The 23,345-nt window shown below is 59.1% G+C and carries 22 protein-coding genes; 11 read left to right on the forward strand and 11 right to left on the reverse strand.

Translation table 11 applies throughout. The features are described from left to right. Positions 1 to 91: 91 nt before the first annotated feature. From argS to ACK4FF_RS07380, 8 genes are all read right to left on the reverse strand, one after another. On the reverse strand, positions 92 to 1,828 hold the full coding sequence (gene argS, locus ACK4FF_RS07345) for an arginine--tRNA ligase (protein ID WP_409707872.1): 1,737 nt from the start codon (positions 1,826 to 1,828) through the stop codon (positions 92 to 94). A gap of 93 nt (positions 1,829 to 1,921) precedes the next feature. Beyond that, complete coding sequence (locus ACK4FF_RS07350) at positions 1,922 to 2,083, reverse strand: hypothetical protein (protein WP_409706734.1); 162 nt, start codon at positions 2,081 to 2,083, stop codon at positions 1,922 to 1,924. Positions 2,084 to 2,266: 183 nt separating this feature from the next. Further along, positions 2,267 to 2,692: a hypothetical protein gene (locus ACK4FF_RS07355; protein WP_409706737.1), complete on the reverse strand. Its 426-nt coding sequence runs from the start codon at positions 2,690 to 2,692 to the stop codon at positions 2,267 to 2,269. A 91-nt stretch (positions 2,693 to 2,783) separates the two neighbouring features. Beyond that, the gene (locus ACK4FF_RS07360) at positions 2,784 to 4,271 is read right to left on the reverse strand and encodes a methyl-accepting chemotaxis protein (RefSeq protein WP_409706740.1); all 1,488 of its coding nucleotides are present in this window, start codon (positions 4,269 to 4,271) and stop codon (positions 2,784 to 2,786) included. Positions 4,272 to 4,349: 78 nt separating this feature from the next. Further along, entirely contained in the window at positions 4,350 to 5,483 is a 1,134-nt protein-coding gene (locus ACK4FF_RS07365; RefSeq protein ID WP_409707875.1) for a hypothetical protein, read from the reverse strand. Positions 5,484 to 5,612: 129 nt separating this feature from the next. After that, positions 5,613 to 7,157, reverse strand: coding sequence for a cryptochrome/photolyase family protein (locus ACK4FF_RS07370; protein ID WP_409706743.1), 1,545 nt, complete (start codon positions 7,155 to 7,157; stop codon positions 5,613 to 5,615). Then, complete coding sequence (locus ACK4FF_RS07375; RefSeq protein ID WP_409706746.1) at positions 7,144 to 7,320, reverse strand: DUF2256 domain-containing protein; 177 nt, start codon at positions 7,318 to 7,320, stop codon at positions 7,144 to 7,146. Before ACK4FF_RS07375 ends, ACK4FF_RS07370 begins: the two co-directional genes overlap by 14 nt. Positions 7,321 to 7,328: 8 nt before the next feature. Beyond that, the gene (locus ACK4FF_RS07380; RefSeq protein WP_409706749.1) at positions 7,329 to 8,261 is read right to left on the reverse strand and encodes a MerR family transcriptional regulator; all 933 of its coding nucleotides are present in this window, start codon (positions 8,259 to 8,261) and stop codon (positions 7,329 to 7,331) included. A 217-nt stretch (positions 8,262 to 8,478) separates the two neighbouring features. Here ACK4FF_RS07380 and ACK4FF_RS07385 point away from each other — a divergent pair, with 217 nt between their 5' ends. The 11 genes from ACK4FF_RS07385 (at position 8,479) to rfaE2 (ending at position 18,119) form a co-directional block, all read left to right on the forward strand. Continuing rightward, complete coding sequence (locus ACK4FF_RS07385) at positions 8,479 to 9,042, forward strand: glutathione peroxidase (RefSeq protein WP_409706752.1); 564 nt, start codon at positions 8,479 to 8,481, stop codon at positions 9,040 to 9,042. 30 nt (positions 9,043 to 9,072) lie between these two features. Continuing rightward, the gene (gene folE2, locus ACK4FF_RS07390; RefSeq protein ID WP_409706754.1) at positions 9,073 to 9,885 is read left to right on the forward strand and encodes a GTP cyclohydrolase FolE2; all 813 of its coding nucleotides are present in this window, start codon (positions 9,073 to 9,075) and stop codon (positions 9,883 to 9,885) included. 144 nt (positions 9,886 to 10,029) lie between these two features. Then, positions 10,030 to 11,340, forward strand: coding sequence for an NAD(P)/FAD-dependent oxidoreductase (locus tag ACK4FF_RS07395; RefSeq protein ID WP_409706757.1), 1,311 nt, complete (start codon positions 10,030 to 10,032; stop codon positions 11,338 to 11,340). Further along, positions 11,337 to 12,167 carry a DUF1365 domain-containing protein gene (locus ACK4FF_RS07400; protein WP_409706760.1) on the forward strand — a complete coding sequence of 277 codons (831 nt, stop codon included), beginning with the start codon at positions 11,337 to 11,339 and terminating at the stop codon, positions 12,165 to 12,167. Before ACK4FF_RS07395 ends, ACK4FF_RS07400 begins: the two co-directional genes overlap by 4 nt. A gap of 13 nt (positions 12,168 to 12,180) precedes the next feature. Beyond that, positions 12,181 to 13,404 carry a class I SAM-dependent methyltransferase gene (locus ACK4FF_RS07405; protein WP_409706763.1) on the forward strand — a complete coding sequence of 408 codons (1,224 nt, stop codon included), beginning with the start codon at positions 12,181 to 12,183 and terminating at the stop codon, positions 13,402 to 13,404. 18 nt (positions 13,405 to 13,422) lie between these two features. Beyond that, positions 13,423 to 14,808 (forward strand): MFS transporter, encoded by a 1,386-nt coding sequence (locus ACK4FF_RS07410; protein WP_409706766.1) that lies wholly within the window; start codon positions 13,423 to 13,425, stop codon positions 14,806 to 14,808. Continuing rightward, entirely contained in the window at positions 14,805 to 15,356 is a 552-nt protein-coding gene (locus ACK4FF_RS07415) for a DUF3833 domain-containing protein (protein ID WP_409706769.1), read from the forward strand. The genes ACK4FF_RS07410 and ACK4FF_RS07415 overlap by 4 nt, the downstream gene beginning before the upstream one ends. A gap of 6 nt (positions 15,357 to 15,362) precedes the next feature. Beyond that, on the forward strand, positions 15,363 to 16,154 hold the full coding sequence (locus ACK4FF_RS07420; protein ID WP_409706772.1) for an SDR family NAD(P)-dependent oxidoreductase: 792 nt from the start codon (positions 15,363 to 15,365) through the stop codon (positions 16,152 to 16,154). Between the two features lie 5 nt (positions 16,155 to 16,159). Next, positions 16,160 to 16,630 (forward strand): nuclear transport factor 2 family protein, encoded by a 471-nt coding sequence (locus tag ACK4FF_RS07425; RefSeq protein WP_409706775.1) that lies wholly within the window; start codon positions 16,160 to 16,162, stop codon positions 16,628 to 16,630. Positions 16,631 to 16,732: 102 nt separating this feature from the next. Beyond that, positions 16,733 to 17,596, forward strand: a complete 864-nt coding sequence (locus tag ACK4FF_RS07430) for a ferritin-like domain-containing protein (RefSeq protein ID WP_409706778.1) — start codon at positions 16,733 to 16,735, stop codon at positions 17,594 to 17,596. Positions 17,597 to 17,624: 28 nt separating this feature from the next. Further along, positions 17,625 to 18,119 carry a D-glycero-beta-D-manno-heptose 1-phosphate adenylyltransferase gene (gene rfaE2 / locus ACK4FF_RS07435; protein ID WP_409706781.1) on the forward strand — a complete coding sequence of 165 codons (495 nt, stop codon included), beginning with the start codon at positions 17,625 to 17,627 and terminating at the stop codon, positions 18,117 to 18,119. A gap of 116 nt (positions 18,120 to 18,235) precedes the next feature. Here the strand turns inward: rfaE2 and ACK4FF_RS07440 are convergent, their stop codons facing one another. The 3 genes from ACK4FF_RS07440 to ACK4FF_RS07450 form a co-directional block, all read right to left on the reverse strand. Next, the gene (locus tag ACK4FF_RS07440) at positions 18,236 to 18,685 is read right to left on the reverse strand and encodes a hypothetical protein (protein ID WP_409706785.1); all 450 of its coding nucleotides are present in this window, start codon (positions 18,683 to 18,685) and stop codon (positions 18,236 to 18,238) included. Positions 18,686 to 18,756: 71 nt separating this feature from the next. Further along, positions 18,757 to 19,668: a PPK2 family polyphosphate kinase gene (locus tag ACK4FF_RS07445; RefSeq protein WP_409706788.1), complete on the reverse strand. Its 912-nt coding sequence runs from the start codon at positions 19,666 to 19,668 to the stop codon at positions 18,757 to 18,759. Then, positions 19,616 to 23,281: an indolepyruvate ferredoxin oxidoreductase family protein gene (locus ACK4FF_RS07450; RefSeq protein WP_409706790.1), complete on the reverse strand. Its 3,666-nt coding sequence runs from the start codon at positions 23,279 to 23,281 to the stop codon at positions 19,616 to 19,618. The genes ACK4FF_RS07445 and ACK4FF_RS07450 overlap by 53 nt, the downstream gene beginning before the upstream one ends. Between the last annotated feature and the right edge of the window lie 64 nt (positions 23,282 to 23,345).

Genomic DNA, 23,345 nt, shown 5'->3' on the forward strand with positions numbered 1-23,345 from the left:
GCGCCTAGAGCAACAGCACCTAAATATGGGCCAAAACCCTTGTTGCATCAGGGTTTTAGCAACATGGTCAGCGTTGGAAACCCTTGGGATTTCACATCCGTTTGGGCGCGGACACGCCCAACACCCGCAAGCCATTGGCCAGCACCGTGGCCACCGCCACCAGCAGGGCCAGGCGGGCCTCTTTCACAGCCACGTCATCGACCAGCACGCGTTCGGCGTTGTAGAAGGTGTGGAATGCGCCAGCCAGTTCGCGCAGGTAAAACGCCACATGGTGGGGGGCCAGTTCATCCGCCGACTTCTGAAGCACATCGCCATAGGCCGCCAAGGTGCGAATCAGCGCCAGCTCGGAAGGTGCTGTCAGCAAGCCCAGTGCAGCCTTGGACAACGCCGCCTGATCGCCGCCCCATTGGTCCAGAATCGAATGAATGCGGGCGTGGGCGTACTGCACGTAGTACACGGGGTTTTCATCGGACTGGGACAGGGCCAGGTCCACATCAAACACGAACTCAGTGTCGGCCTTGCGCGACACCAGGAAAAAACGCACCGCATCGCGGCCTTTGGTCAAGGCCTCGGGCTGTTCCAGCATGGGGCGGGATTCGTCCACTCCGCCGGACCAACAGATGAGGTCGCGCACAGTGACGTAACTGCCGGCACGCTTGGAAATTTTGACTTCCTGACCGCCTTTCATGACGGTGACCATTTTGTGCAGCACGTAGTCGGGGTAGCCTTGGGGAATGCCCACATCGGCAGCCTGCAGGCCAGCGCGCACACGGGCGATGGTGCCGTGGTGGTCCGTGCCCTGAATGTTGATGACTTTGCCGAAACCGCGACGAAACTTGGCGATGTGATAAGCCACATCGGGCACGAAGTAGGTGTAACCCCCTTCGGATTTGCGCATGACGCGGTCTTTGTCGTCCCCGAAATCAGTGGACTTGAGCCACAGCGCACCGCCTTCTTCGTAGGTCTTGCCCGAGGCAACCATTTTCTGAACAGCCTCTTCAACCTTGCCGTCGGTGTACAGCGAGCTTTCCAGATAGAAATTGTCGAATTGCACGCCGAAGGCTTTCAGGTCCAGGTCTTGCTCGGCCCGCAGGTAAGCCACTGCGAATGCGCGAATGGCCTCAAAATCGTCGGCATCACCGGTGCCTTTCACGGCATCACCATCGGCAGCTTTCACTTCCTTGCCCGCCAGAAAATCGTTGGCGATGTCGGCGATGTAATCGCCGTTGTAGGCGCTTTCGGGCCAGGCGGCGTCACCTGGCTTTAAACCCTTGGCCCGGCACTGCACCGAGGTGGCCAAGGTCTGGATTTGCACACCCGCGTCGTTGTAGTAAAACTCTTTGTAGACATTCCAGCCTTGGGTGGCCATCACGGCGGACATGGCGTCGCCAAGCGCGGCCTGACGGCCGTGGCCCACATGCAACGGGCCAGTGGGGTTGGCAGACACAAACTCGATCAACACGGTTTGGCCGGCATGGGCCGCCGATTCGCCAAATTGAGCGCCCTGGGCCAACACCGCCTGCACCACCTGGGCACGGGCTTGTTCGGACAGGCGAATGTTGATGAAACCGGGGCCTGCAATGTCAATGCTGGCCACCAAGCCCGCGCAGGTGGGGTTGGACTGCACCTCTGCCACCAAAGCCTGAGCCAGTTCTCGGGGGTTCTTTTTGGCGGCTTTGGCCACTTGCATGGCCAGGTTACAGGCCACGTCGCCATGGCTGGCGTCTTTGGGCTTTTCCAGCGTGACGCCTTGCACGGGGTGCCCCAGCACAGCTTGGGCTGCGGTTTCAAAGGCGGCAATGAGGGTTTGGCGTTGAATGGGCAGCATGGCGTTCAGGGCACGAAGGGGATTGGCCCGCATCAAGGTGTGCAAGCCGGGTTAAACAGGGGAACCCGTTATTTTATCAGGCTTTGCACCGCTTTACTTCTGCTTGGCCACCCAAGCGAAATGCCGTTTCAACCCCTCGTCGGCCAAAAGGCTGTCCAGGGTGGAAAAGCCCTTGGCCAGTTGCATTTCATCGTAGGCGTTGTGGATGCCGTCGTGGCAGGCGCGGCAGATGTTGATGCCGGCATTTAACTGCATCTTGTTGAAATGACGCTGAAAATAGGCCCGGCGGTGCAGTTTTTTAGGAATCAGATGATGAAAAGTCAGCGTGGTCGAGCGCCCACAGCATGCACACATTCCCTGTTTGACTCTCGACGACGCCACCCCAACCTCGGGCACGAATCACAACGCTGGGATTGTGCATGAGAAGCGCAGATTGCATCAATAGGCGTCAAAGGGGTTGCTGCGCCCGCGGCTGGGTACCAAGGCCCTTCGCACCACGGGCAGCGCAATCGTGATCACGGCCAGACCCAGCAAAGCCATGAAGAACAGGGGGGGATCGGTCTGCGGCAGGCTGAATTGAAGGAAATCGGGCAACACGGTGAGCCATTGGGCCAAAGGCCACTGACTGGCCGGGCCCAGCAAGGTGATGATGGCGGCGAGAATGGACAAGGTGCTCATCCAGAGCAACACCCGCCTGAAAACCCCGGACGACCAACGCAGGCAGGCAAAAAGCGCCAAGGTGACACACATCCAGAGCACATCGCCCGTGGTGCCGATGCGGGCCAGGGGCATCACCATCAGCCAAGAAAACCCGACCAGTACGGCCACCACCAACAAACCCAGATTACTCAACAACCGCTTCATGCTGCCCCCCCTTGCGCTCGATATGCTAATTCGCACACCCCCTGTTCAACGCATGGGTGCGACAGCAGTGGACAAAGGGGTCCGGTCAGCTTCAGCCCACTTTGAATTCCCCCAGGCTGGCATGCAGGCGATCCAGCGTATCCACCGTGCCCGCCAGCTCGCTCAAGGTTTCCCGGGTTCGCTGTGATGACTGCTGCAAAGCCTGCTCAGCCTGCCCAACCTGTGCAGTCATTTGCCCACACAAGTCGTTGACGCGGTCCAATTCGCCAGAGACATGCTGAGCCACCTTGGCTTGGGAATGGGCCGCCTGCGTCATTTGGCCGACATGGTCCGACAGGGCCCGGTTGGCATGCTCGGCCGCCTCGGCGATTGAATCCAAAGACTCGACCCGGGCCAATACTGAGGCCACCACCGCCTGAATGTCCCGGGTGGCCTGCTCCACCTGCTCCACATCGGATGCAGAGCGCTCGGACAACTTTCTCACCTCATCGGCGACCACGGCAAAGCCACGTCCTTGTTCGCCGCTGCGCGCAGCCTCAATGGCAGCATTCAGGGACAGCAGGCGGGTTTGTTCAGCAACAGCCCGCATGGACTCGGCCATGCGCTGTATCCACTGTGTGGTTTCAGCCATTTTCCGCACATCCTGGCTGGACTGGCTCATTTCATGCCGAAGGGCCTCAAAACTGCGGTTGGCATCAAGATGGGCGGTGCTGGCCTGCTCAGCCTGACGAGACACCTCATCGGCGAGGGCACGGACACGGCTAGACAACACCGCCATCGCTTCATGAACAGCCATGACCGATTGTTGCTGGGCCAGAAGCGCGTCCTGCGACTGGTGGGTGGTCGAATCAAGCACAGAAGCATGCCCGTCCAGCACACGAACGCGGCGTTGCAGGTCCTCAAACGCGGACAGCACTGCCTGCATTTTCTGCCGGTAGGTGTTGAACACTTGGGCCAGGCGAAACACCCGGCCATTGAGGGCCTCGGGCTCGGGCTCGCGAAGGTCGACTACACCCCCCTCCCCCTCAAAACGCTGAAGGATACGACGCGAGTGCCCAGCCTCCTGAGCCTCCCGATGGGCCTGCTGGCACAGCAACACCAAGATGGCACTTTCAACCACCACATAACTGGCGTGCAGGCCAACCGTGCCCACCAAAGTGAATGGCCCCCGGAACACGTAGCAATCAAAACCTTGGTCCTGTAGCACGGCAAACAGCACGTGGTGAACTGCAATCAAGCCAGCGGTGTACAGAATGAGGCGGGCGTCACGGTAATAGGCCAAAATGCCGAGCAAAGCGAAGAAGCCAAAATGAAACTCCAGTTGCCCCCGCGCGGCGTGAATGTGGGTTGCAATCAGCGCCACGGCGGACGATGCAATCAGGTAACGCACCCACTCACTTCCCCTGACCAGCCAAGCGGCCAAGGCGGGCATCAAGGCCACCAGTGTCCAGACCAGAATTTCCGGGAAGTTCTGGTATGACCAGCCCAAACCCAGCGCGATCATCACCCCCAGCGCCAACATGCCGCTGTTGATTCGATGCCCCATGGTTTCAAAAGTATCGGCGTTGAGGTGCTGCATAGAATGATCCATTCATAGTAAAACGCGCAGGCAGTATTGCGCCCGGCGGTTCTACCGTGGATCACTGGCGCGGGTGGCTCACCTGTCTGGAGCAGATGCGGTGTGTAACTCAACCAACAACGACTGTACCCAGTTGAGGCGAAATGCCTCCACCGCAGAGGCCACCATGGCCCCTGCCGCACCGCAAGTGGCCAGGTGCTGCCGCAAGGCATCGCGGTACTCGCCCCGTTCATGGCGAATGGCGGCTTCATGCACAAAGTGGATGGCGGACCCTGCGACAGGGGAAGGCCACAGCTCAAGCGCCCTGAGCAGGCGCTGGGGTTTGCGAAGCACATCCAGGCGAGCCAACACAGCCCCCCAATCGGCGGCCGTTTGACTGGCAGCGGATTCGCTCACTTGCTGGACTTGCAGTGCAACACGGCACAAATCCGTCAAGTCTGCGGGGAATACCCATGCCTTGGCCAACGCTGCAAGCTCGGCCTCCTGGCCCAACGACGCACCCACGGCCCAAGCCCAGCGCAGGTCGGGTGCAGGCCAGTGGTCCAGGCGGTTTAGCACAGCCGCCTCAGTGGCCGCCAGGGCACCGGGGGGCACAGGCGCCAAGCTGGCCCAAGCACCCACGCTGCTGAGGAACTCGCACATGCGTGAGGGATGGGCCTGCGCCATGCCTCGGTTCAATTCCTGAAACACCCGCTCGGCGGTGAGGTGGGCCAACTCCCCAGACGCGACCAAACTGCGGCAGAGCGCCTGTGTTGGGGGGGCCACCTCAAATGCGTGAAAACGGGCCAGAAAGCGGGCCAAACGCAGCACCCGGAGCGGGTCCTCAGCAAAAGCCGGGCTGACATGGCGGAACACCTTGGCCTGAAGGTCAGCCCAACCGCCGTAAGGGTCGATCACGGTGCCGTCAGCACGCATCGCCATGGCGTTGATGGTGAAGTCACGGCGGCGCAGGTCGTCTTCAAGGCTGACGGAAGGGTCTGCAAACAAAGTGAAGCCTTTGTACCCCACACCGCTTTTTCGCTCGGTTCTGGCCAGCGCGTATTCTTCTTGGGTCTGCGGGTGGAGAAACACCGGAAAATCAGCCCCCACCGGCCTGAAACCGGCGTCCTCCATGACCTGTGCGGTGGCCCCCACCACCACCCAATCCCTGTCGCTGCTGGACAGGCCCAACAAGGCATCGCGAACGGCACCACCCACCACATACACCTGCACTGAGTCGGGCAGACGCTGAACGATGGGGTCAGCCGGGTCGAAACCGCCAAGGGTGGGAAGTGGGCTCATGCTGAAACAGGGCTGCAAGTGAAGGCCACCAGCCTAGCATTGTTCGGCGTTTGCGGGTTTTCAGAGGCTGTCGATTTGCTCAAGCAGAATGACCTTGCGGTCGCGCACCCGCTGAAGTTCGGCCGGGTCCAATTTGCCCAGGTTCTTGGCCATGAGGCTGGTTCTCGGGTTGGCCGCCAAACTGTCGTGGTGTTGATCGATGAACCCCCAGTACAGGGTGGTGAAGGGGCAGGCTTTGTCGCCTGCACGCTGCGCTGGGTCGTACTGGCAACCTTGGCAGTAATTGCTCATGCGCTTGATGTAAGCGCCCGATGCAATGTAGGGCTTGCTGGTGAAACGCCCGCCGTTGGCATACAAAGCCATGCCGGCCACATTGGGCAATTCCACCCATTCCACCGCATCCACGTAAACCGCCAAAAACCAATCTTCCACGGATTGCGGCACAAGGCCCGCCAGCAGGGCAAAGTTGCCGATGACCATCAAGCGCTGAATGTGATGCGCGTACCCATGTTCCAGCGTCTGCCCGATGCTGTGCCGCATGCAGTTCATGCGGGTTTGCCCAGTCCAGAACCAGGCCGGCAAGGGGGTGTGTGCGTTCAAGGCGTTGTCCGTGCGCATGGTTGGCATGTCCAGCCAATACACCCCGCGAATGAACTCACGCCATCCCAGAATCTGCCGTACAAAACCTTCCACACTGGCCAGCTCGGCCTGCCCTTCGCGATAGGCCAGCTCGGCCCGGGCAATCACCTCGCGCGGGTCCAGCAGGTGCAGGTTGATGGCACAAGCCAGCAAGGCATGCCAGCCGAAGGGCGTGTCGGTCCACATCGCATCCTGATAGTCCCCGAAATGCACAAGCCTGTGGCGGATGAACACGTCCAAGGCCTGCAGCGCTTGATCTCGGGTCACCGGCCATTGAAAGGACGCCAATTGCCCTGGGTGATCAGGCAAACGCTGCTCCACTTCCTGGAATACCTGACGCGTGATGGCATCCGGTTCGAACCACGCGGGCTCAGGAATCAAACCTGGCCCCGCTTTGGGAAAGGCGCTTCGGTTGTCACTGTCGTAATTCCACTGGCCGCCTGCAGGCTGGCCCTGGTCCATCAACACGCCGGTGCGTTTGCGCCATTCACGGTAAAAAAACTCCATCCGCAACTGCTTGTAACCGGCTGCCCATTGGGCAAATTCCGCCTTGGAGCAGATGAAATGCGGGTCGGCATGCAGGCGCAATCGCAAACCGTGCGTGCGGAAAGTCGCCAGAAAGTCCTGTTCAAGGCGCCATTCACCGGGTTCCAGCATGTCAGCCAGGCTCACGTTGTGAGCCTGAAGCAACTGCATGAAACGTTCGGTCAGGGAATGTTCGCCAGTCTGCGCCAAATCGCTGTACACCACGGTGTAGCCTTGGTCGCGCAGCGCTTGGGCAAAATGCCGCATGGCCGACAAAAACACGGCGGCCCGGGCTTTGTGCACCCACACCACCTTGCTTTCAGAAAGCGACTCCACCATGAACACCCGCACTGATTCCGGCTGACCGGTGTGCAGCAGGGGGTTGTCGAGGCTGAGTTGGTCACCCAACACCAAGACGTTGCGTGGGTTACTTGGGGCCATGTTGACCTCGGGGGGTACCTTTACGACAGGCATCAGAGCAGTACTTCACGTCGTCCCAGTTTTTGGCCCACGATTTGCGCCAAGTCATGGGCCGCCCGCACACGGCGCAGGCTTTGTGAGGCAGGTCCGATTTGTTGCCCTTGAAACCGCTTTGACGGGGCATCGAGAACCTCAGGCCGAGTGGCGCTGACGCCAATCCTGCAAGGCTTCTTCGATGGTGTCCAGGGTGCCCAGCACACGAAAATCATCCGTGGATTTTTTGCGCAGCACTGTAGACGCGCCACCGCACCACACCTCAACCTTGGGTGGCAGTTTGGCCCTCAGTTCCGAAATTGCGTCCAGCACGGAGCCGGTGCTTTGGGTGATGGAGAAGGACAGGGCCACGATGTCGATGTCCTGGGCGCGACAGGCCAGCACAATGTCATAAATCGGTGTTTGTGTACCCAAGGACACGCATTGTGCACCCTGCATGGCGAAGATACATTCCGCCATCAGCAGGCCCAAGCCATGCAACTCGTTGGGCAAGGTGGTCAGCAGTACCCGGGGGGATTGCCCGCTGGATGGAATCGTGTTCAGCGCATTGCGCAACACCACTTGAATGGTTTCGGTGTAAATGTGTTCTTCGAAAATCTCGAAGTAGCCGCGAGCCCAAGCATCGCCCACCATGGTGTTCAAGGGGGCCACCACTTCGACCACAAAGCGCTTGAGGCCCATGGTCAACACCAGTCGGGACATGGCCTGCCGAAACTCCTCGGCATTGTGGCGCTTGATCAGCTCCAGATACGCAGCCAATTGGTCCAGGCTGTCGGCGCTGACATTCAAACGGGTGCCTGAGCTGCCCGCTTCGGACAGCCGCACCAATTCGTCGATGGACAAACCAATCACCTTGCCCGGGCGGTGGCCTGCGTCCAGCAGCCGCTTGATGACCCTCAGCTTTTCAACCTGATCCACCGGGTAAATGCGCTCGCCGAAGGCGTCACGCCCCGGGCGGGGAAAGTCATAGCGCTTTTCCCACACCCGCAAGGTATCCTTGGGCAAGCCAGTGTCCCGCTCAACGGCGGCGATCGAAAAAGAGGGCTGGCTGAGGTCGGCTCTCTCGTTCATGTCAATTCCTGGTACATCGCTTGGTCAACTCGATTTTTTGTCCTAGACAAAATTGACTTGGACTGGACTGTTGTTGATAATGGAACCACAAGGTTCGATGACCGTCAAATTAACACAAGTCCTTGACCTTAACCACACATATAGAGACATTCACGTGCAAAAAACATTGAAGGGTTCGCTGACTCTGTCTACGCCAAACTGGCTTAATTGTGTATTTATGTTAATCGCAATGGCTTTGTTGGCGGTCAGCCCCATAACAACCCAAGCAGCGGCACAAGGCAATACCCCGGCCTGCCCAAGTCTGCTGAACCACACCTTTGCCCGACTGCAGGATGAAAAGCCCATGCCCCTGTGCCAATTCAGCGGCCAAGTCATTCTGGTGGTCAACACCGCCAGTTACTGCGGATACACCAGCCAGTACGATGGGCTGGAAAAGCTGAACCAGCGCTTCAAGGCTCAAGGTTTTACGGTGTTGGGCTTTCCGTCCAACGATTTTGGCAAACAGGAACCCAAGTCCAACAGTGAAATTGCTGACTTTTGCAGCAACACCTTCGGCGTGAAATTCCCGATGGTGGCCAAAAGCGTGGTCAAAGGCAGCAATGCCAACCCGTTTTACCGCGAACTGATTCAAGCCACTGGCCAGGAACCCGGCTGGAATTTTCACAAATACCTGATTGACCGCAACGGCAAGGTGATCGGCACCTACCGCAGCGGCGTCACCCCCGAAAGCCCCGAATTAACCCAGGCAATTACCCGTGCTCTGGCAGCACCCCGGCCCTAAAAAGCCAACTTTCTTTCTGGAGAGCACACCATGAACGCACCTGACAGCCTTTTTTTGCCGGACGAGCAATCCCGCTTGGATGAACGCAACCTCGTGATCAACCGGGTTGGCATCCGTGGGGTTCGCCACCCAACGATCATCGAGACCCCCGAGGGGCCCCAACCCACTGTGGCCAACATTGAGATGACGGTTCACCTGCCCGCCCATGTGAAAGGCACGCACATGTCCCGTTTTCTGGAGGTGTTGCAGGCCCAGGACGGCGCACAAAACATTGCCGAAATGAAAACGATGATGCAGCACATGCTGAGTCGGCTTGAGGCAGTGGCGGGAACCATCACCATGACCTTCCCCTACTTTGTGCGCAAAGTGGCGCCCGTGTCCGGCGTGGCCAGTCTGATGGACTACACGGTGACCCTGGAAGCCAATCAGGACGTGGGCCGGCCAGTTGACGTGAGCCTGAGTGTGGTGGTGCCGGTCACCAGCTTGTGCCCCTGCTCCAAGAAAATTTCGGACTACGGCGCACACAACCAGCGCTCACACATCTCGATTCGCGCCCTTGCAGACCGCGACCTGACTGTGGAAGAGCTGATCCGTATGGCCGAAGAGTCTGCGTCCTGCGAACTGTGGGGCCTGCTCAAGCGCCCCGACGAGAAGTACGTGACCGAACGCGCCTACGACAATCCCAAGTTTGTGGAAGATTTGGTGCGCGACATCGCCCTGCGTCTGCGTCAAAGCCGCAATGTGGTGGCCTACCGGGTGGAAAGCGAGAACTTTGAGTCCATCCACAATCACTCAGCTGTAGCGTGGATTGAAGAAGACAAGCGCATCCAGAAAGCCGCCTGACCGGTTGTACCTGCAGAGCTTGCAAACCGGCACACCCACCACCCCCACTGCGCTGGGCTAAGATGGCGAATTGTGCCGGTGTTGCTTGCCTGCTCATCAACCCGCCACCGGCCATGGTGGCCTCAACCGTTGAACAAAGTCGCGATGAACCCAGCAAGCCCACAGCACAAACCTTCAGTCGCCGTCATCGGCGGCGGCATTTCCGGACTGACCGCAGCCTACACCCTGCGTGACCATGCCCATGTCACCCTCTTTGAAGCAGGTGATTATGTGGGTGGGCACACCAACACAGTCGACATGGACATTGATGGCGTTCAAGTGCCCGTGGACACCGGGTTTCTGGTGTACAACGAACGCACTTACCCCAACCTGATCCGCCTGTTCGAAGAGCTTCAAGTGGAAACGGTGAAATCCGACATGTCGTTTTCGGTGTGCTTGCCCGAAATCAACCTGGAATGGGCGGGCACCAACCTGAACACCGTGTTTGCCCAGCGCCGCAACCTGTTCCGCCCCCGCTTCATTCGAATGCTGCTGGACATTTTGCGATTCAACAAAGAAGCCACCGCACTGGTGGTCAATGGTGACCGCAGTACGCTGTTCAACGGCAAGGGCCAAATGAGTTTGGGCGACTATCTGGTCACTGAGCGCTACAGCGCCGAGTTTCGGGACTGGTACCTGGTGCCCATGGCCGCCGCCATTTGGTCTTGCCCCAGCGAGCAAATGCTGGCCTTCCCGCTGGCCACCTTTGTGCAGTTCTGCCACAACCACGGCTTGTTGCAGGTTGAAAACAGGCCCAGTTGGTTCACCGTCAAAAACGGGGCGCGCAATTACGTGCAGAAAATTCTGCCGCACATTCCGGTGGTTCACACCAGCACCCCCGTGCTGGAAGTTCACCCCGGTGAAAAGCCGTGGGTGCGCACCGCGCAAGGTGAACAGGTCTTTGACCATGTGATCATGGCGGCCCACAGCGACCAATGCAACGACATGTTGCGTGGCAACCTGGCCCAGAAAGAGTTGCTGTCCCACATTGCCTATCAGGACAATGTGGCCTACCTGCACATGGACGAGCGGCTGATGCCCAAAACGCGCAGCACATGGTCGTCATGGAACTACCTCAGCGATGTGCTGAACCCTCAACCCAGCGTATCGGTCACCTACTGGAGCAATAACCTTCAGCCCCTGGCCACGCAGCGCGATGTGTTCGTTACCCTGAACCCCATCATTGCCCCTCGGGATGAGCTGGTGGCCCGTGAAATTCATTACGCCCACCCTGTGTTTGATGCGCCCGCCGTGCAGGCACAAAGCGCACTTCAGGCCCTTCAAGGCCTGAACAACATTTACCTGGCCGGTGCGTGGATGAAATATGGCTTCCATGAAGATGGCCACACGTCGGGTTTGAATGCTGCACGGGCCTTGCTGAGCCATTTGGGACAAGGCACCCTTCAGGCCGCATGATGAACGGGGCTGCACCATTTCGCTGCGTACAGGCCAAACTGGCCTGGGGTTTGGTGCGCCATCGCCGTGAACTGCCCAAGGTCAACGCCTTTTCAACGGGCGCCTGCTTTGTACGCCTGCGGTTTTCCAGAACCACAGCGGTGGCTGAAACCCTGCCCCGCTTCCCCGTGCTTGACAAAAGAGGCCTGTTTTCGGTGCAAGCCAAGCACTATGGGTTCGAGCCACACGCGCTGGGGTTTCCGGAATTTCTGGACCAACTACAGAAGCGAGTGGCCCAACTCAGCGGACTTGAACTGACCGGCGACATTGAGCTGCACACTTTCCCCAAAGTGTTGGGTTATGTGTTCAACCCCGTGAGTTTTTGGTACTTCTACAGCGACAGTGAAACCAGCCCGAAGCGCCGCTGCAGCGTGGTGCTGTGCGAGGTGAACAACACCTTTGGCGAGCGCCATTTTTACCTGCTCACACCACCCGAAGACCAACCCCACGGCACGTTGGACCGGGGCGCACTGCTGCACGCTCGCAAGGTGTTTCATGTGTCGCCGTTTTTCCCGGTGTCTGGCCGCTACGAATTCCGGTTTTTCAACACGGAAAGCAGCACCATGGCCCGCATCAACTATTTCGAACACGACACCCTGCAGTTAAGCACCAGCGTGAGTGGACAGCTGCTGCATCCAAGTGCGGGGCTGTGGTGTAGATCATTATTGAAATACGGCTGGTTTACGCTGGCCGTGATCGTAAAAATACATTGGCAAGCCGTGAAACTTCTGGCCAAAGGGGCCAAGTTCCACCGCAAACCCGAACCTCCGACCAATCTTGTTTCCTGATCGAGTTCAGAGCATGACCCAAGCCACAGTGACCCTGTCCCAATTCCAGTTGCCCAGCCATGCCCCCTCTGCGGCCCGCTGGACTTTGAAACTGTTGAACAAACTGAAGAAAGGCCGGCTGGAGATGATCACGCCGGAAGGCGTGCACCTGCTGTTCGGCGGTGAAAGCGACAAACCCAGCGCCCGCATCACCTTGCGCAATTGGTCGGTGTGCACCCGCGCCTTGAAGAGCGGCGACATTGGCTTTGCCGAAAGCTACATTGCGGGTGAGTGGGAAACCGATAACCTGGCCAACCTGCTGGGTGTTTTCCTGGAGAACCGCAAAGCCGTTGAAGAAGTGATCTACGGCAGCTTTCTGGGCGGCATTGCTTACAAAATCAAGCACCTGCTGAACCGCAACACCAAAACCCAAGCCCGCAAGAACATTCATGCCCATTACGACTTGGGCAACCCGTTCTACCAGTTGTGGCTTGACCCCTCCATGACCTATTCCAGCGCCCTGTTTGACGGCAACACCAGCCTGTCGCTGGAACAAGCCCAAGACGCCAAATACCAGGCCATGCTGGATTACCTGCAACCACAGGCCGGCCAGCGTGTGCTTGAGATTGGTTGTGGCTGGGGCGGATTTGCTGAAAAAGCCTGCTCTGCGGGCGCCTCTTTGGTCGGTTTGACCCTGTCCACCGAACAACTGGCCTGGGCCAAGGCCCGGTTGGAGAACAAGGGCTTGGGCCAACAAGCCGACTTCCGTCTGCAGGACTACCGGGATTGCGATGGCCAGTTCGACCACATCGCGTCCATCGAAATGTTCGAGGCGGTGGGGGAAGAATACTGGTCCACCTACTTCCAGGCCGTGAACCGACTGCTCAAACCCGGCGGCCGCGCTGCCATTCAAACCATCACCATTGACGACTCGCTGTTTGAGCGTTATCGCAAAGGCACCGACTTCATTCAACAGTACATTTTCCCGGGTGGCATGCTGCCTTGCCCATCCAAGTTCCGGGCACTGGCTGAAAAGCATGGCCTTCGGGTGGTGTCCGAGAAGCGCTTCGGCAAAGATTACGCCGAGACCTTGCGCCGCTGGCGCAAAACCTTCATGTCGCAGCTCGACACCGTGCGCAAACAAGGCTTTGACCAGCCTTTCATCAACACTTGGGAGTTCTACCTCGCCTATTGCGAAGCAGGCTTCGAATACGAAAGCACCGACGTGTTCCAGTTCTATCTGGAAAAAAACCGATAAGCACAGGCCCCGCACACCATGAGCCAGACCGTTCGCGCACGCGACCTTCTCACCTACGGGCTCATGGGTTGCGCCATGGGTGCGGTGGTGGTGCCCATTTACATTCAGGTACCCTACCTGTACTCGCGGGTGTACGAGGTGCCCTCCGCCACGGTGGGGGCCATCTTGTTGCTTTCGCGGCTGGTGGATGCGGTGTTGGACCCGGCCATCGGCCTTTGGGTGGACAAGCGCCAAGGCCCGGGCAACAGCAACCGTTATGCCCTGCCCATTCTGCTGGCCATCCCGCTGTTATTGCTGGGCATGGCAGGGGTCTTCTTTCCACAAGGCAATGAGCCCGCCCATTACGCCCTCAGCCTGCTGGTCAGCCTATTGGTAGTGCACCTGGGGTTCAGCCTGTCGATGATTGCCTACCAGGCCTGGGGCTCGGAATTGGGCAGCACCGACAAGGAACGGTCCACCTTCGTGGCCGCCCGCGAAGGCATCGGCATTGTGGGCGTGATTTTTGCCGTGTCGTTTTCACTGGAAAGCCATGCAGTGGGCATTTACAGCGCCTTTGCATTCATTTTGCTGGCAGGGGCTTACACCCTGTTCAAACTGGCGCCACGCCCCGGTTCAAACAACGCTGTAGCGCCACCGGCCACTGCTGCATTGAATGCCGCAGGCTTGAAAAAGCTGGTGGCCGAGTTGCTGCACCCGCTGAAACACAGCAATTTCCGCTGGCTACTGACGGTGTTTTTGTGCAATGGGCTGGCCGGTGCCCTACCCGCCACGCTGGTGCCGTTTTTCATGCGCGACCGCTTGGGCCTGGGCGAAACCGACCAGTGGGTGCTGGCGGTGTACTTTGTGGTGGGTGCCGCCTCAACGGTGTTCTGGGTTTGGCTGGCTGGGCGTATTGGGCTGATCCGCAGTTGGATGCTGAGCATGGTCATCACCGTGCCCACGTTCTTGACCGTGGTGGCCCTGCAAGAAGGCGACCTGACTGGCTACCTGATGATTTGCGTGGTCAGCGGACTGGCCTTGGGGGCTGACCTGGCCATTCCAGCCGCACTGGTGGCACGCCTGATCAACGACAATCAGGAACGTGGCAAAAACGAAGGCACCTATTTTGGCCTGTGGAACTGGATGAGCAAGATGAACCTGGCCTTGGCGCCCACATTGGCCCTGGGCACCCTGCAGTGGTTCAACTACGACCCAACGCTGTCCAAAACCGAGGTGTTCAAAACCATGGGTTTGTTGGACCAACTGGCCAATGACCCGCTGGTGTGGGTGTATGCGATTGCGCCCTGCGCCCTGAAACTGTTGGCCGTGGCGCTGTTGCTGGCCAGTGGGCTGGACAGGCAACTCACCAAGCCAGGCTCCGATTACCCCTCAAGCAACTCCGCTGAACAAGGAAAGGCAGCATGATCCTGAGCGTTCGAAAAACACTGGCCACCGCAAGCCTGTTGCTGGCCAGCCTGGGTGCACTCACCGGGTGCGCCAGTGCCCCCACTGTGGCCGACTACGCCCGCGAAACCCCAGTGATGGACATGAAGGAGTACTTCAACGGCACCGTGGACGCCTGGGGCATGTTTCAGGACCGTTCCGGCAAAGTGGTCAAACGGTTCACTGTGCTGATGAAGTGCCACTGGGATGGCGATGTGGGCACGCTGGATGAAGACTTCAGCTATTCAGACGGCACGCGTGAAAAACGCGTCTGGACCATTCGCAAGGAAGGCAACCGTTATGTGGGCACCGCGGCTGACGTGAAGGGCCAGGCCTTGGGCGAAGGCGCAGGCAACGCCTTCAACTTCAAATACACCTTGCTGTTGCCTGTGGATGGCACTGTTTACGAGGTGCAGTTTGATGACTGGCTGTACCGCATGGACGAGCGCACTGTACTGAACCGCGCGGTGATGAGCAAATTCGGCTTCACCTTGGGTGCTGTTACCCTGAGCTTCAGAAAGCGGGACTGAACCACCATGCCCTTGAACACACCAATTCGACAATGGCAAGGCCAGCGTGTTTGGCTGGTGGGTGCGTCCAGCGGCATCGGTGAAGCCTTGGCCCGCCAGTTGGACAGCCTGGGGGCCCGGCAGGTGCTGTCGGCCCGAAGTGCCGACAAACTGACGCAACTGAGCCAAAGCCTGCAACAGGCCACCGCCCTGCCCCTGGACATCACGGACCGCAACGCGGTTGAACAAGCCGCCACCGAGGCCATTCGTATTTTGGGTGGCCTGGACTTGGTGGTGCTGATGGCGGGCACCTACTCGGAAATGTCCGTACAGGCTTTCAACCTCGGCCAAGTGCAACAACAGGTTGACGTGAACCTGGGCGGCACCCTGTCGGTGTTGGCCCAAGTGCTTAAGCCGTTGATGCAGCAACACAAGGGACACTTGTCGATTGTCTCCAGCGTGGCGGGTTACCGAGGGCTGCCCAATTCTTTGGCCTATGGCCCCACCAAAGCAGCGCTGATCAACCTGGCTGAGGCGCTATACCTTGAACTGAAGCCCTTGGGCGTGGGCGTCAGCCTCATCAACCCCGGTTTTGTGGACACGCCCTTGACCCGCAAAAACACCTTTCCCATGCCCTTCCTCATCACTGCTGAGCAAGCAGCGCGTGAAATAGTGGCAGGATGGGGCAAGGGGCAGTTCGAGATTCATTTTCCCAAAGCATTCACACGTGGCTTGCACCTGCTTCGAATCCTGCCCTATTCGCTGTATTTCAAGGCAATTGGGCGTGCCACTCGACCCGCAGCCCCCGCACAGGAGTAAACCGCATGGCCCAAACCAAGCCCCTGGCCTCGCTGGACCGGCAGTCGCTCAGCGCCCCGGTGCGCAAGCTGATCGACTTTTTCGAGCACCTGACACCGAACAGCGTGAATGAGCTGCCTGCCTTGTATGCACAGGATGCGTACTTCAAAGACCCCTTCAATGAGGTCAACCGAATTGAGGACATACGCCACATCTTCACCCACATGTTCACCCAGGTGAACAACCCTCGTTTTGTGGTGCACACCGCCTTTGAACAAGGCGGGCAGGTGTTTCTGGGTTGGCATTTCCTGTTTGAAATGAAGCGTTACCGGCAGGGAGAGGTTCAGTGCTGCCGGGGGTGCACCCATGTGCAACTGAATGGCGAAGGCTTGGTCCAAAGCCACAGGGACTACTGGGATGCCGCCGAAGAGCTGTATGAAAAATTGCCCCTGCTGGGTGGCTTGATGCGGTGGCTCAAAAAACAGGGGGCATCCTGAGGTTGACGGGCGAAACCGCCTTTGTCATCAAAGGTTCATGCCCTGTATGACATGTCTTGTTAAAATAACAAAAGTATGAAAACACAGGTTAGCGGAGGCAGTATGCTTTATCCGGAGTTGTTTCGGTCACTTGAATCGGTTCGCTGGAACATGGAATCTGACATTCCATGGGACCAGTTTGATGGCAGCAAGCTAAGCGATGAGCAGGCACAAACCATCAAGATGAACGCCATCACCGAGTGGTCAGCCTTGCCTGCCACCGAAATGTTCCTGCGCGACAACCGCCACGACAGCGACTTTTCCGCATTCATGTCCATCTGGTTCTTTGAGGAACAGAAGCACTCGCTGGTGCTGATGGAATACCTGCGTCGCTTCAGGCCCGACCTGCTGCCCACGGAAGAAGAACTGCATGCAGTGCGCTTCGAATTCGACCCGGCACCACCGCTGGAAACCCTGATGCTGCACTTCTGCGGGGAAATCCGCCTGAACCACTGGTACCGTTGCGCCAGCGACTGGCACACAGAACCGGTGATCAAGCACATTTACCGCACCATTTCGCACGACGAAGCCCGCCACGGCGGAGCCTACCTGCGCTACATGAAAAAAGCCCTGCAGGATGTGGGGGATTCAGCACGCGCAGCATTCTCGAAAATTGGCGTGCTGATGGCCTCGGCCCGGCGCACGCAGAAACCCCTGCACCCCACGAACCTTCATGTGAACAAGGCTTTGTTCCCCAACGACACGGTACAAAGCCGTCTTCCCGACCCGGATTGGCTGGAGCGTTGGCTGGATGGGCAGATCAATTTCAACTCCGATTGGGAGAAGAAGGTGATCGAGCGGATTCTGCACAACATGAGCATTCTGTTCGAGCGCACGTTCGAATCGGTGCAGGACTTGAACCGCTACCGCAAAGAAATCACCAGCCGCTTGGGTGGTGGTGATGATGCAGTGGGACAGGCTGCCTGATGTCAATCTTTCACCGGACCTATCGGTTATGAGTTCAACCGGCAAACCTGCGCGCTTTGTCAGCAAAGTCTGCACCCCCCAGGAATTGGCCCGCCGCGCAGCCAACCTGCCCAAGCCCGTGGTGTTCACCAACGGGGTGTTTGACCTGTTGCACCGTGGCCACGTCACCTACCTGGACCAAGCCGCGCAGGAAGGCGCAAGCCTGATTGTGGCGGTGAATTCTGATGCCTCAGTGAAACGACTGGGGAAAGGCCCTGACCGCCCCATCAACTCGCAAGACGACCGCATGGCTGTACTGGCCGCGCTGGAATGTGTAGCGCTGGTGACGGTGTTTGAAGAGGACACCCCCTTGAACGCCATTCTGGCCGCGAAGCCCGATGTACTGGTCAAAGGCGGGGATTGGCCCGTGGACAAGATGGTGGGCGCACCTGAAGTTCAAGGCTGGGGTGGCAAGGCACTGTCGATCGCCTTTGAGCATGAACGCTCAACCACTGCCACTTTGGAAAAAATCCGCAAACTCTGAGCGGACCCAAAGCCTGCGGATTAACTGCCTGTTGCACTAGGCAGGTCTGGCACAGAGAACTTCGCAAGTGCCGCACCCACGGGTGCGGCATGCAGAATTCAATCAATACGGCTCAATCAGTTGGCGCCGGCCTTGGCCTTCACACTGGCGCCCGCTTCCAGTTTTCCACCGCCTGCTTGCGCACCGGCAGCCGCGTCAGCATCAACGCTGCCACGTGCCTTGCCCACTCCGCCCAGCACCTTGCCGGTCACACCTGTGGCCAGGCCAACGCCTGCACCCACGGTTGAACCTACAGCGGCTTTGGTTTGGCCTTTGGTTTCAGACACGGTGTCTTTGCCTTTGGCTTTCAGGTCAGCAGCCGCACCGGCTTGGGCGTTGCCTTGGGCCTTGGCATCCGCCGAGGCACCAGCATCCACTTTGGCTTGTACTTTGGCTTCTGCGGCAGAGGTGTCTGCCTTGGCGCCCACTCCAACATTCACGCCCAAACCAATGGCCCAGGCACTGGAGGTGAGCGCGAGCATGGAAACGGCGAAGAGGGTATTGCGGGAGCTGGACTTGATGTTCATGAATGACCTCGAAAGGTGGTTAAGGTCACTCAAAAACGGCAGAACGGAATAACCGGTTGACAAGAAAATTTCTACTGGGGCGATTTTTTCCAGAATTCACTTTTTGCAACAATTGGGTCTGGTTCTGGCCAAGCCAAACCCATGCGCTCCAGGGTGCCCACCATGATTTCGGCGGTCAGCATGTTCCGAAAGCCCTTGTGGTCCGCGGGGATGATCCACCAAGGCGCATGCTGAGTGCAGGTGCGCTCCAGCACCTGTTCATAGGCGTTGGCGTAAAGGCTGTAATTCTCGTTGCACTGCAGGTCGGCAGCCGTCAGCTTCCAGCGCTTCTCCGGGCTTTCCCAGCGCTCAATCATTCGGGCGTGTTGCTCTTCGCGGGAAATGTTCAGGAAAATTTTCAGCACGGTGGTGTCGGTTTCCACCAGCAGTTGTTCGAAGTCGTTGATTTGCCGACAACGCTGCTCCAACAAGGCAGGGGTAAGTTCGCCCTGTATGGTCGGCATGATGACCGCGTCGTAATGCGAGCGGTTGAAAATGACCGACTGGCCAGCGCCCGGCACGTGGGGATGCACACGCCACAAAAAGTCGTGGGCATTTTCAGCGGCAGAGGGCACTTTGAATGACACCATGCGCAGGGCCATGGGGTGAACAGCACGCATTATGCCGCGCGCTGCGCCGTCTTTGCCCGCAGTGTCCAGGCCTTGGAGAATGACAAGCAGCTTTCGTTCACCTTGGGCGTACAGGCAAGTCAGCAGTGAATCGAGACGGCCAGACAGTTGGGCGATGCGCTCACTCATGTCTTCTTTGCTGGGCATGTCGCCATAGCGTGTGGGCCACTGGCGCAGCCGAACGGGTTTGCCGTTGACCATGCAGGCCTGGCCTAGAATCTCCCATTGGCTTTCGGGCACCAAAGCATCGGGCAGCACCTTTTCAGAACGCTTGCCCTCTTTTTTCTTCGGTGTTTTGGTGTCGGCCTTGTTCATGATGCTCCAGGTGTTCCAATTCAGCCACGGCTGTGCGAAGCGGGTTGATCACTCGGGCAAAGGCTGACTGCCGGACCTGACCGTAACCTTTCACGTCATCAAAGAGGCTCAGAATGGCTTCGATCTGCTTGCTGTGCCGCAACATGGAAGGGTCATTTTGCATCAGAAGACAGAGGGTTTCAAACAATTGACGCAAGATGCGCTGATTTTTAGCGTCCTGTGAATGAGCAAAGGGGTTCAATGGCGTGCCCCTCAGGCCAAGCAGACGCGCCAGCAACCACCACAGCGGACGGCTCCATGGCCCCAAGCTGATCTTCGCTGGCCGCACCGTGGGCCCGCCGGACGGGTTTTTCGAAGCCCCCATCCACTCAGGTGCCACATGGCGCACCAGTTTGGCACCGGGCTCAAAGCCACTCAGTACAGCACGCTCCCACTCGCGGTCCATGTGCAAACGGGCCACTTCAAACTCGTCTTTGTAGGCCAACACCCGAAACAGGCTGTTGCACAGGCGCTGCCACAAGCGGCTTTGGGCGCTTCGCTCCATGGGGGCCTGCAGTGGCATGGTCAGCCGCTCAAATTGTCGGGCCAAGGCTTCATTTTGGTAGCTCACCAGTTCAGCACGCAGGCGAGCATAGGTGGCTTTGGGCGTTTCAGGCAATGGGCTGACTGCCGTTGCGCCAGGCAATGACGGTTGCACAAGGCTGGAGAGCACATCCGGTTGATGCACCAGCAATCGGCCCAGCTCGAAGGCCAGCAGGTTGTTGCGGACCTGAACGCCGTTGAGTTCGATGGCCCGCCGCAAGCCCTGTACATACAAGGGCAAGGCGCCGAGCTGGAACATCATGCCCAACAGCAAGGGGTTGGCATACACCGCATCGCCCAGGCACCGCAGCGCAATGGACTGAGCCTGCACTGCGTGCAATTGGGCCGGGGTGTGCAGGGCGCGGGCCAAGTCAGCCTTCAGGGTGTCGTGCGGTGCCTGCCAATTGCGGTCATGAATGAAATCGGCCGTGGGCGAGGTGTCGGTGTTCACCACCACCCAGGCTTGGTCATGCAACAGCTCGAGGGTTTGCGGTTGGGCGGCGGTGATCAGGTCGCCAGCGATCATCACGCGGGTTTCGCCCACAGGAATTTTGGAGGAGGCCAGTTGATGGTCGTGACGGGCCAACTGCAAGTGGGAATACACGGCACCGCCTTTCTGGGCCAGGCCAGCCATGTCGAGCGCCAGCGCGGAGAACCCGTGCAAATGCGCAGCCATCGACAGCCAGGCCCCAATGGTGACCACACCAGTGCCCCCCACGCCCACCATCAGGATGGGCAAACGTTCGTTGAAGGCATCCGGATGAATGCGGTAATTCGGTTCGGGTAACTGGCCGAGCTTGTGCTCAAAAGCTGCCCGGTTCAGGCCCCCCGCGGCAACCCGGGGTTGCCCTTGCACGGTGACCAGGCTTGGGCACAAACCTTCGAGACAACTGAGGTCGGCGTTGCAGGTGGATTGGTTGATGGTGCGCTTCACGCCCCAAGGGGTGGGCAATGGTTCCACCGACAGGCAGTTGGAGGCTTTGGAGCAATCCCCACAGCCCTCGCAGACCCGTGGGTTGATGTAAACCCGTTGCGTGGGCAAGGGGTAAGCCGGCAGGCCTGTGCTTGGGTCGCGACGTTTGCGGCGTCGGCGTTTTTCCGAAGCGCAAGTCTGTTCATACACCAAGGCGGTGGTGCCGGGGTGTTCCCGAAGTTCGCGTCGCACCCGGTCCAAGTGGCGTCTGTGCACAATCTCCACCCCTTGGGCCATAGGGTCATCGGCCTTGCGCACACGGTGTTTGTCGGGCTGGTCGCTGACCAGCACAATGCGGCGAACCCCCTCGGCAGCCAGTTGGCGCGTTAAACGGGGCACCGTCAAAGTGCCATCCAGCGGCTGCCCTCCTGTCATGGCCACGGCATCGTTGAAGAGGATTTTGTAGGTGATGTTGACCCCGGCTGCAATGCTGGCGCGAATGGCCAAAATGCCGGAATGGAAATAAGTGCCGTCGCCCAAGTTGGCAAACACGTGGCGGGTGGTGCTGAAAGGCGCCTGGCCAATCCAGGGCACACCTTCCCCGCCCATCTGAGTCACGGTGTGGGTGTTCCGGTCCATCCACACCGCCATGTAATGGCAACCAATGCCTGCAGTGGCCCGGCTGCCCTCCGGCACTTGGGTGGAGGTGTTGTGCGGGCAGCCTGAACAGAAGTAAGGCTTGCGTGAAACTGTGTTGTGGTTGGGGGTGGACACGCTGCGGCGGGCATCCATCTCGGCCAAGCGGGCCTGCATGTCTTGCTGAATGTCAGGCGGTACGCCCAGGTTCATCAAGCGTCGGGCAATCGCCTTCGCAATCAGGGCTGGGTCAAGCTCGTAGTGGCTGGGCAGCAACCAGTCGCCTTGTGGAATGGACCACTCACCGCCTTCCCGCCCATCTTCGGCCACACGTTCGTCAAATTTGCCGTACACCTTGGGGCGTACATCCTCGCGCCAGGCGTACAACTCCTCTTTGATCTGGTATTCCACCCACTGGCGCTTTTCTTCCACCACCAGAATTTCCCGCAGGCCTTGGGCGAATTCGCGTATGCCCAAGGCATCCAGAGGCCACACCATGCCGACCTTGTAGAGGCGCAGGCCCAAGCGGGTACAACGCTCAGGCGTCAGGCCCAAATCGCGCAGGGCCTGCACGGTGTCCTGGTAGGCTTTGCCCGTGGCCACTATGCCAAAGCGGGCGTTGGGGCAGTCCATCACAGTGTGGTTGATGCGGTTGGCCCGACAAAAGGCCAGTGCGGCGTACAGTTTGTGATCGAGGATGCGGGCTTCCTGCTCCAAGGGTGAATCGGGCCAGCGGATGTTCAAGCCGCCTTCGGGCAGGGTGTAGTCCGTGGGCATCAGCACCGATTGGTGCTGGGGGTCAATCACCACGGTTTCGGTGCATTCCACCACATCAGCCACGGCCTTGAAGCCTACCCAGACACCGGCATAACGGCTCATCGCGTAGCCCAGCAGGCCCATGTCGAGCATGTCTTGAATGGAGCTGGGAAACAGCACCGGCACCATGGCTGCCTTGAGCACGTGGTCAGACTGGTGCGGCAAGGTGGAGCTTTTGGCGGCGTGGTCGTCGCCGGCCACCAACAACACACCACCCTTGGGCGATGTGCCCGCTGCGTTGGCGTGTTTAAACACGTCGAGGCTGCGGTCCAGGCCCGGGCCTTTGCCGTACCACAGGCCGAATACGCCATCCACGGTGGAATCGTTGAACAGGGTGGTTTGCTGACTGCCCCACACCGCAGTGGCGGCCAGGTCTTCATTCAGGCCGGGTTGGAAGTGAATGCGGGCCGATTCCAGCGCTGGGCGCGCGGCCCAAAAGGCTTGATCAACCCCGCCCAATGGCGAACCACGGTACCCCGACACAAAGCCTGCGGTGTTCAGGCCCATTCGGCGGTCCCGCTCGGCCTGCATCAGCATGAGCCGAACCAGTGCCTGAGCGCCGTTGAGCAGCACCCGGCCCTGCGGCAGGCTGTATTTGTCATTCAGGGAAACGCCCTCAAGGGCCGTGTGCAGATGAGCCAGGACTGGCGGGTGCGGTGCATTCATGCCAATGACCTCCGGGGACGGGTGAGTCCATTCGGGTTCAAGCGCTGCAGGTCCTTGTGGGGTG

Source organism: Limnobacter sp., from assembly GCF_046297615.1.
GTDB lineage: Bacteria > Pseudomonadota > Gammaproteobacteria > Burkholderiales > Burkholderiaceae_B > Limnobacter.

What these genes read in the sequence shown, in the direction of transcription:
- argS (WP_409707872.1), bottom strand. Translation starts at nt 1,828, where the DNA reads ATGCTGCCCATTCAACGCCAAACCCTCATTGCCGCCTTTGAAACCGCA.
- ACK4FF_RS07350 (WP_409706734.1), bottom strand. Translation starts at nt 2,083, where the DNA reads ATGCAGTTAAATGCCGGCATCAACATCTGCCGCGCCTGCCACGACGGC.
- ACK4FF_RS07355 (WP_409706737.1), bottom strand. Translation starts at nt 2,692, where the DNA reads ATGAAGCGGTTGTTGAGTAATCTGGGTTTGTTGGTGGTGGCCGTACTG.
- ACK4FF_RS07360 (WP_409706740.1), bottom strand. Translation starts at nt 4,271, where the DNA reads ATGCAGCACCTCAACGCCGATACTTTTGAAACCATGGGGCATCGAATC.
- ACK4FF_RS07370 (WP_409706743.1), bottom strand. Translation starts at nt 7,157, where the DNA reads ATGGCCCCAAGTAACCCACGCAACGTCTTGGTGTTGGGTGACCAACTC.
- ACK4FF_RS07375 (WP_409706746.1), bottom strand. Translation starts at nt 7,320, where the DNA reads ATGCCCCGTCAAAGCGGTTTCAAGGGCAACAAATCGGACCTGCCTCAC.
- ACK4FF_RS07380 (WP_409706749.1), bottom strand. Translation starts at nt 8,261, where the DNA reads ATGAACGAGAGAGCCGACCTCAGCCAGCCCTCTTTTTCGATCGCCGCC.
- ACK4FF_RS07385 (WP_409706752.1), top strand. Translation starts at nt 8,479, where the DNA reads ATGTTAATCGCAATGGCTTTGTTGGCGGTCAGCCCCATAACAACCCAA.
- folE2 (WP_409706754.1), top strand. Translation starts at nt 9,073, where the DNA reads ATGAACGCACCTGACAGCCTTTTTTTGCCGGACGAGCAATCCCGCTTG.
- ACK4FF_RS07395 (WP_409706757.1), top strand. Translation starts at nt 10,030, where the DNA reads ATGAACCCAGCAAGCCCACAGCACAAACCTTCAGTCGCCGTCATCGGC.
- ACK4FF_RS07400 (WP_409706760.1), top strand. Translation starts at nt 11,337, where the DNA reads ATGATGAACGGGGCTGCACCATTTCGCTGCGTACAGGCCAAACTGGCC.
- ACK4FF_RS07405 (WP_409706763.1), top strand. Translation starts at nt 12,181, where the DNA reads ATGACCCAAGCCACAGTGACCCTGTCCCAATTCCAGTTGCCCAGCCAT.
- ACK4FF_RS07410 (WP_409706766.1), top strand. Translation starts at nt 13,423, where the DNA reads ATGAGCCAGACCGTTCGCGCACGCGACCTTCTCACCTACGGGCTCATG.
- ACK4FF_RS07415 (WP_409706769.1), top strand. Translation starts at nt 14,805, where the DNA reads ATGATCCTGAGCGTTCGAAAAACACTGGCCACCGCAAGCCTGTTGCTG.
- ACK4FF_RS07420 (WP_409706772.1), top strand. Translation starts at nt 15,363, where the DNA reads ATGCCCTTGAACACACCAATTCGACAATGGCAAGGCCAGCGTGTTTGG.
- ACK4FF_RS07425 (WP_409706775.1), top strand. Translation starts at nt 16,160, where the DNA reads ATGGCCCAAACCAAGCCCCTGGCCTCGCTGGACCGGCAGTCGCTCAGC.
- ACK4FF_RS07430 (WP_409706778.1), top strand. Translation starts at nt 16,733, where the DNA reads ATGCTTTATCCGGAGTTGTTTCGGTCACTTGAATCGGTTCGCTGGAAC.
- rfaE2 (WP_409706781.1), top strand. Translation starts at nt 17,625, where the DNA reads ATGAGTTCAACCGGCAAACCTGCGCGCTTTGTCAGCAAAGTCTGCACC.
- ACK4FF_RS07440 (WP_409706785.1), bottom strand. Translation starts at nt 18,685, where the DNA reads ATGAACATCAAGTCCAGCTCCCGCAATACCCTCTTCGCCGTTTCCATG.
- ACK4FF_RS07445 (WP_409706788.1), bottom strand. Translation starts at nt 19,668, where the DNA reads ATGAACAAGGCCGACACCAAAACACCGAAGAAAAAAGAGGGCAAGCGT.
- ACK4FF_RS07450 (WP_409706790.1), bottom strand. Translation starts at nt 23,281, where the DNA reads ATGAATGCACCGCACCCGCCAGTCCTGGCTCATCTGCACACGGCCCTT.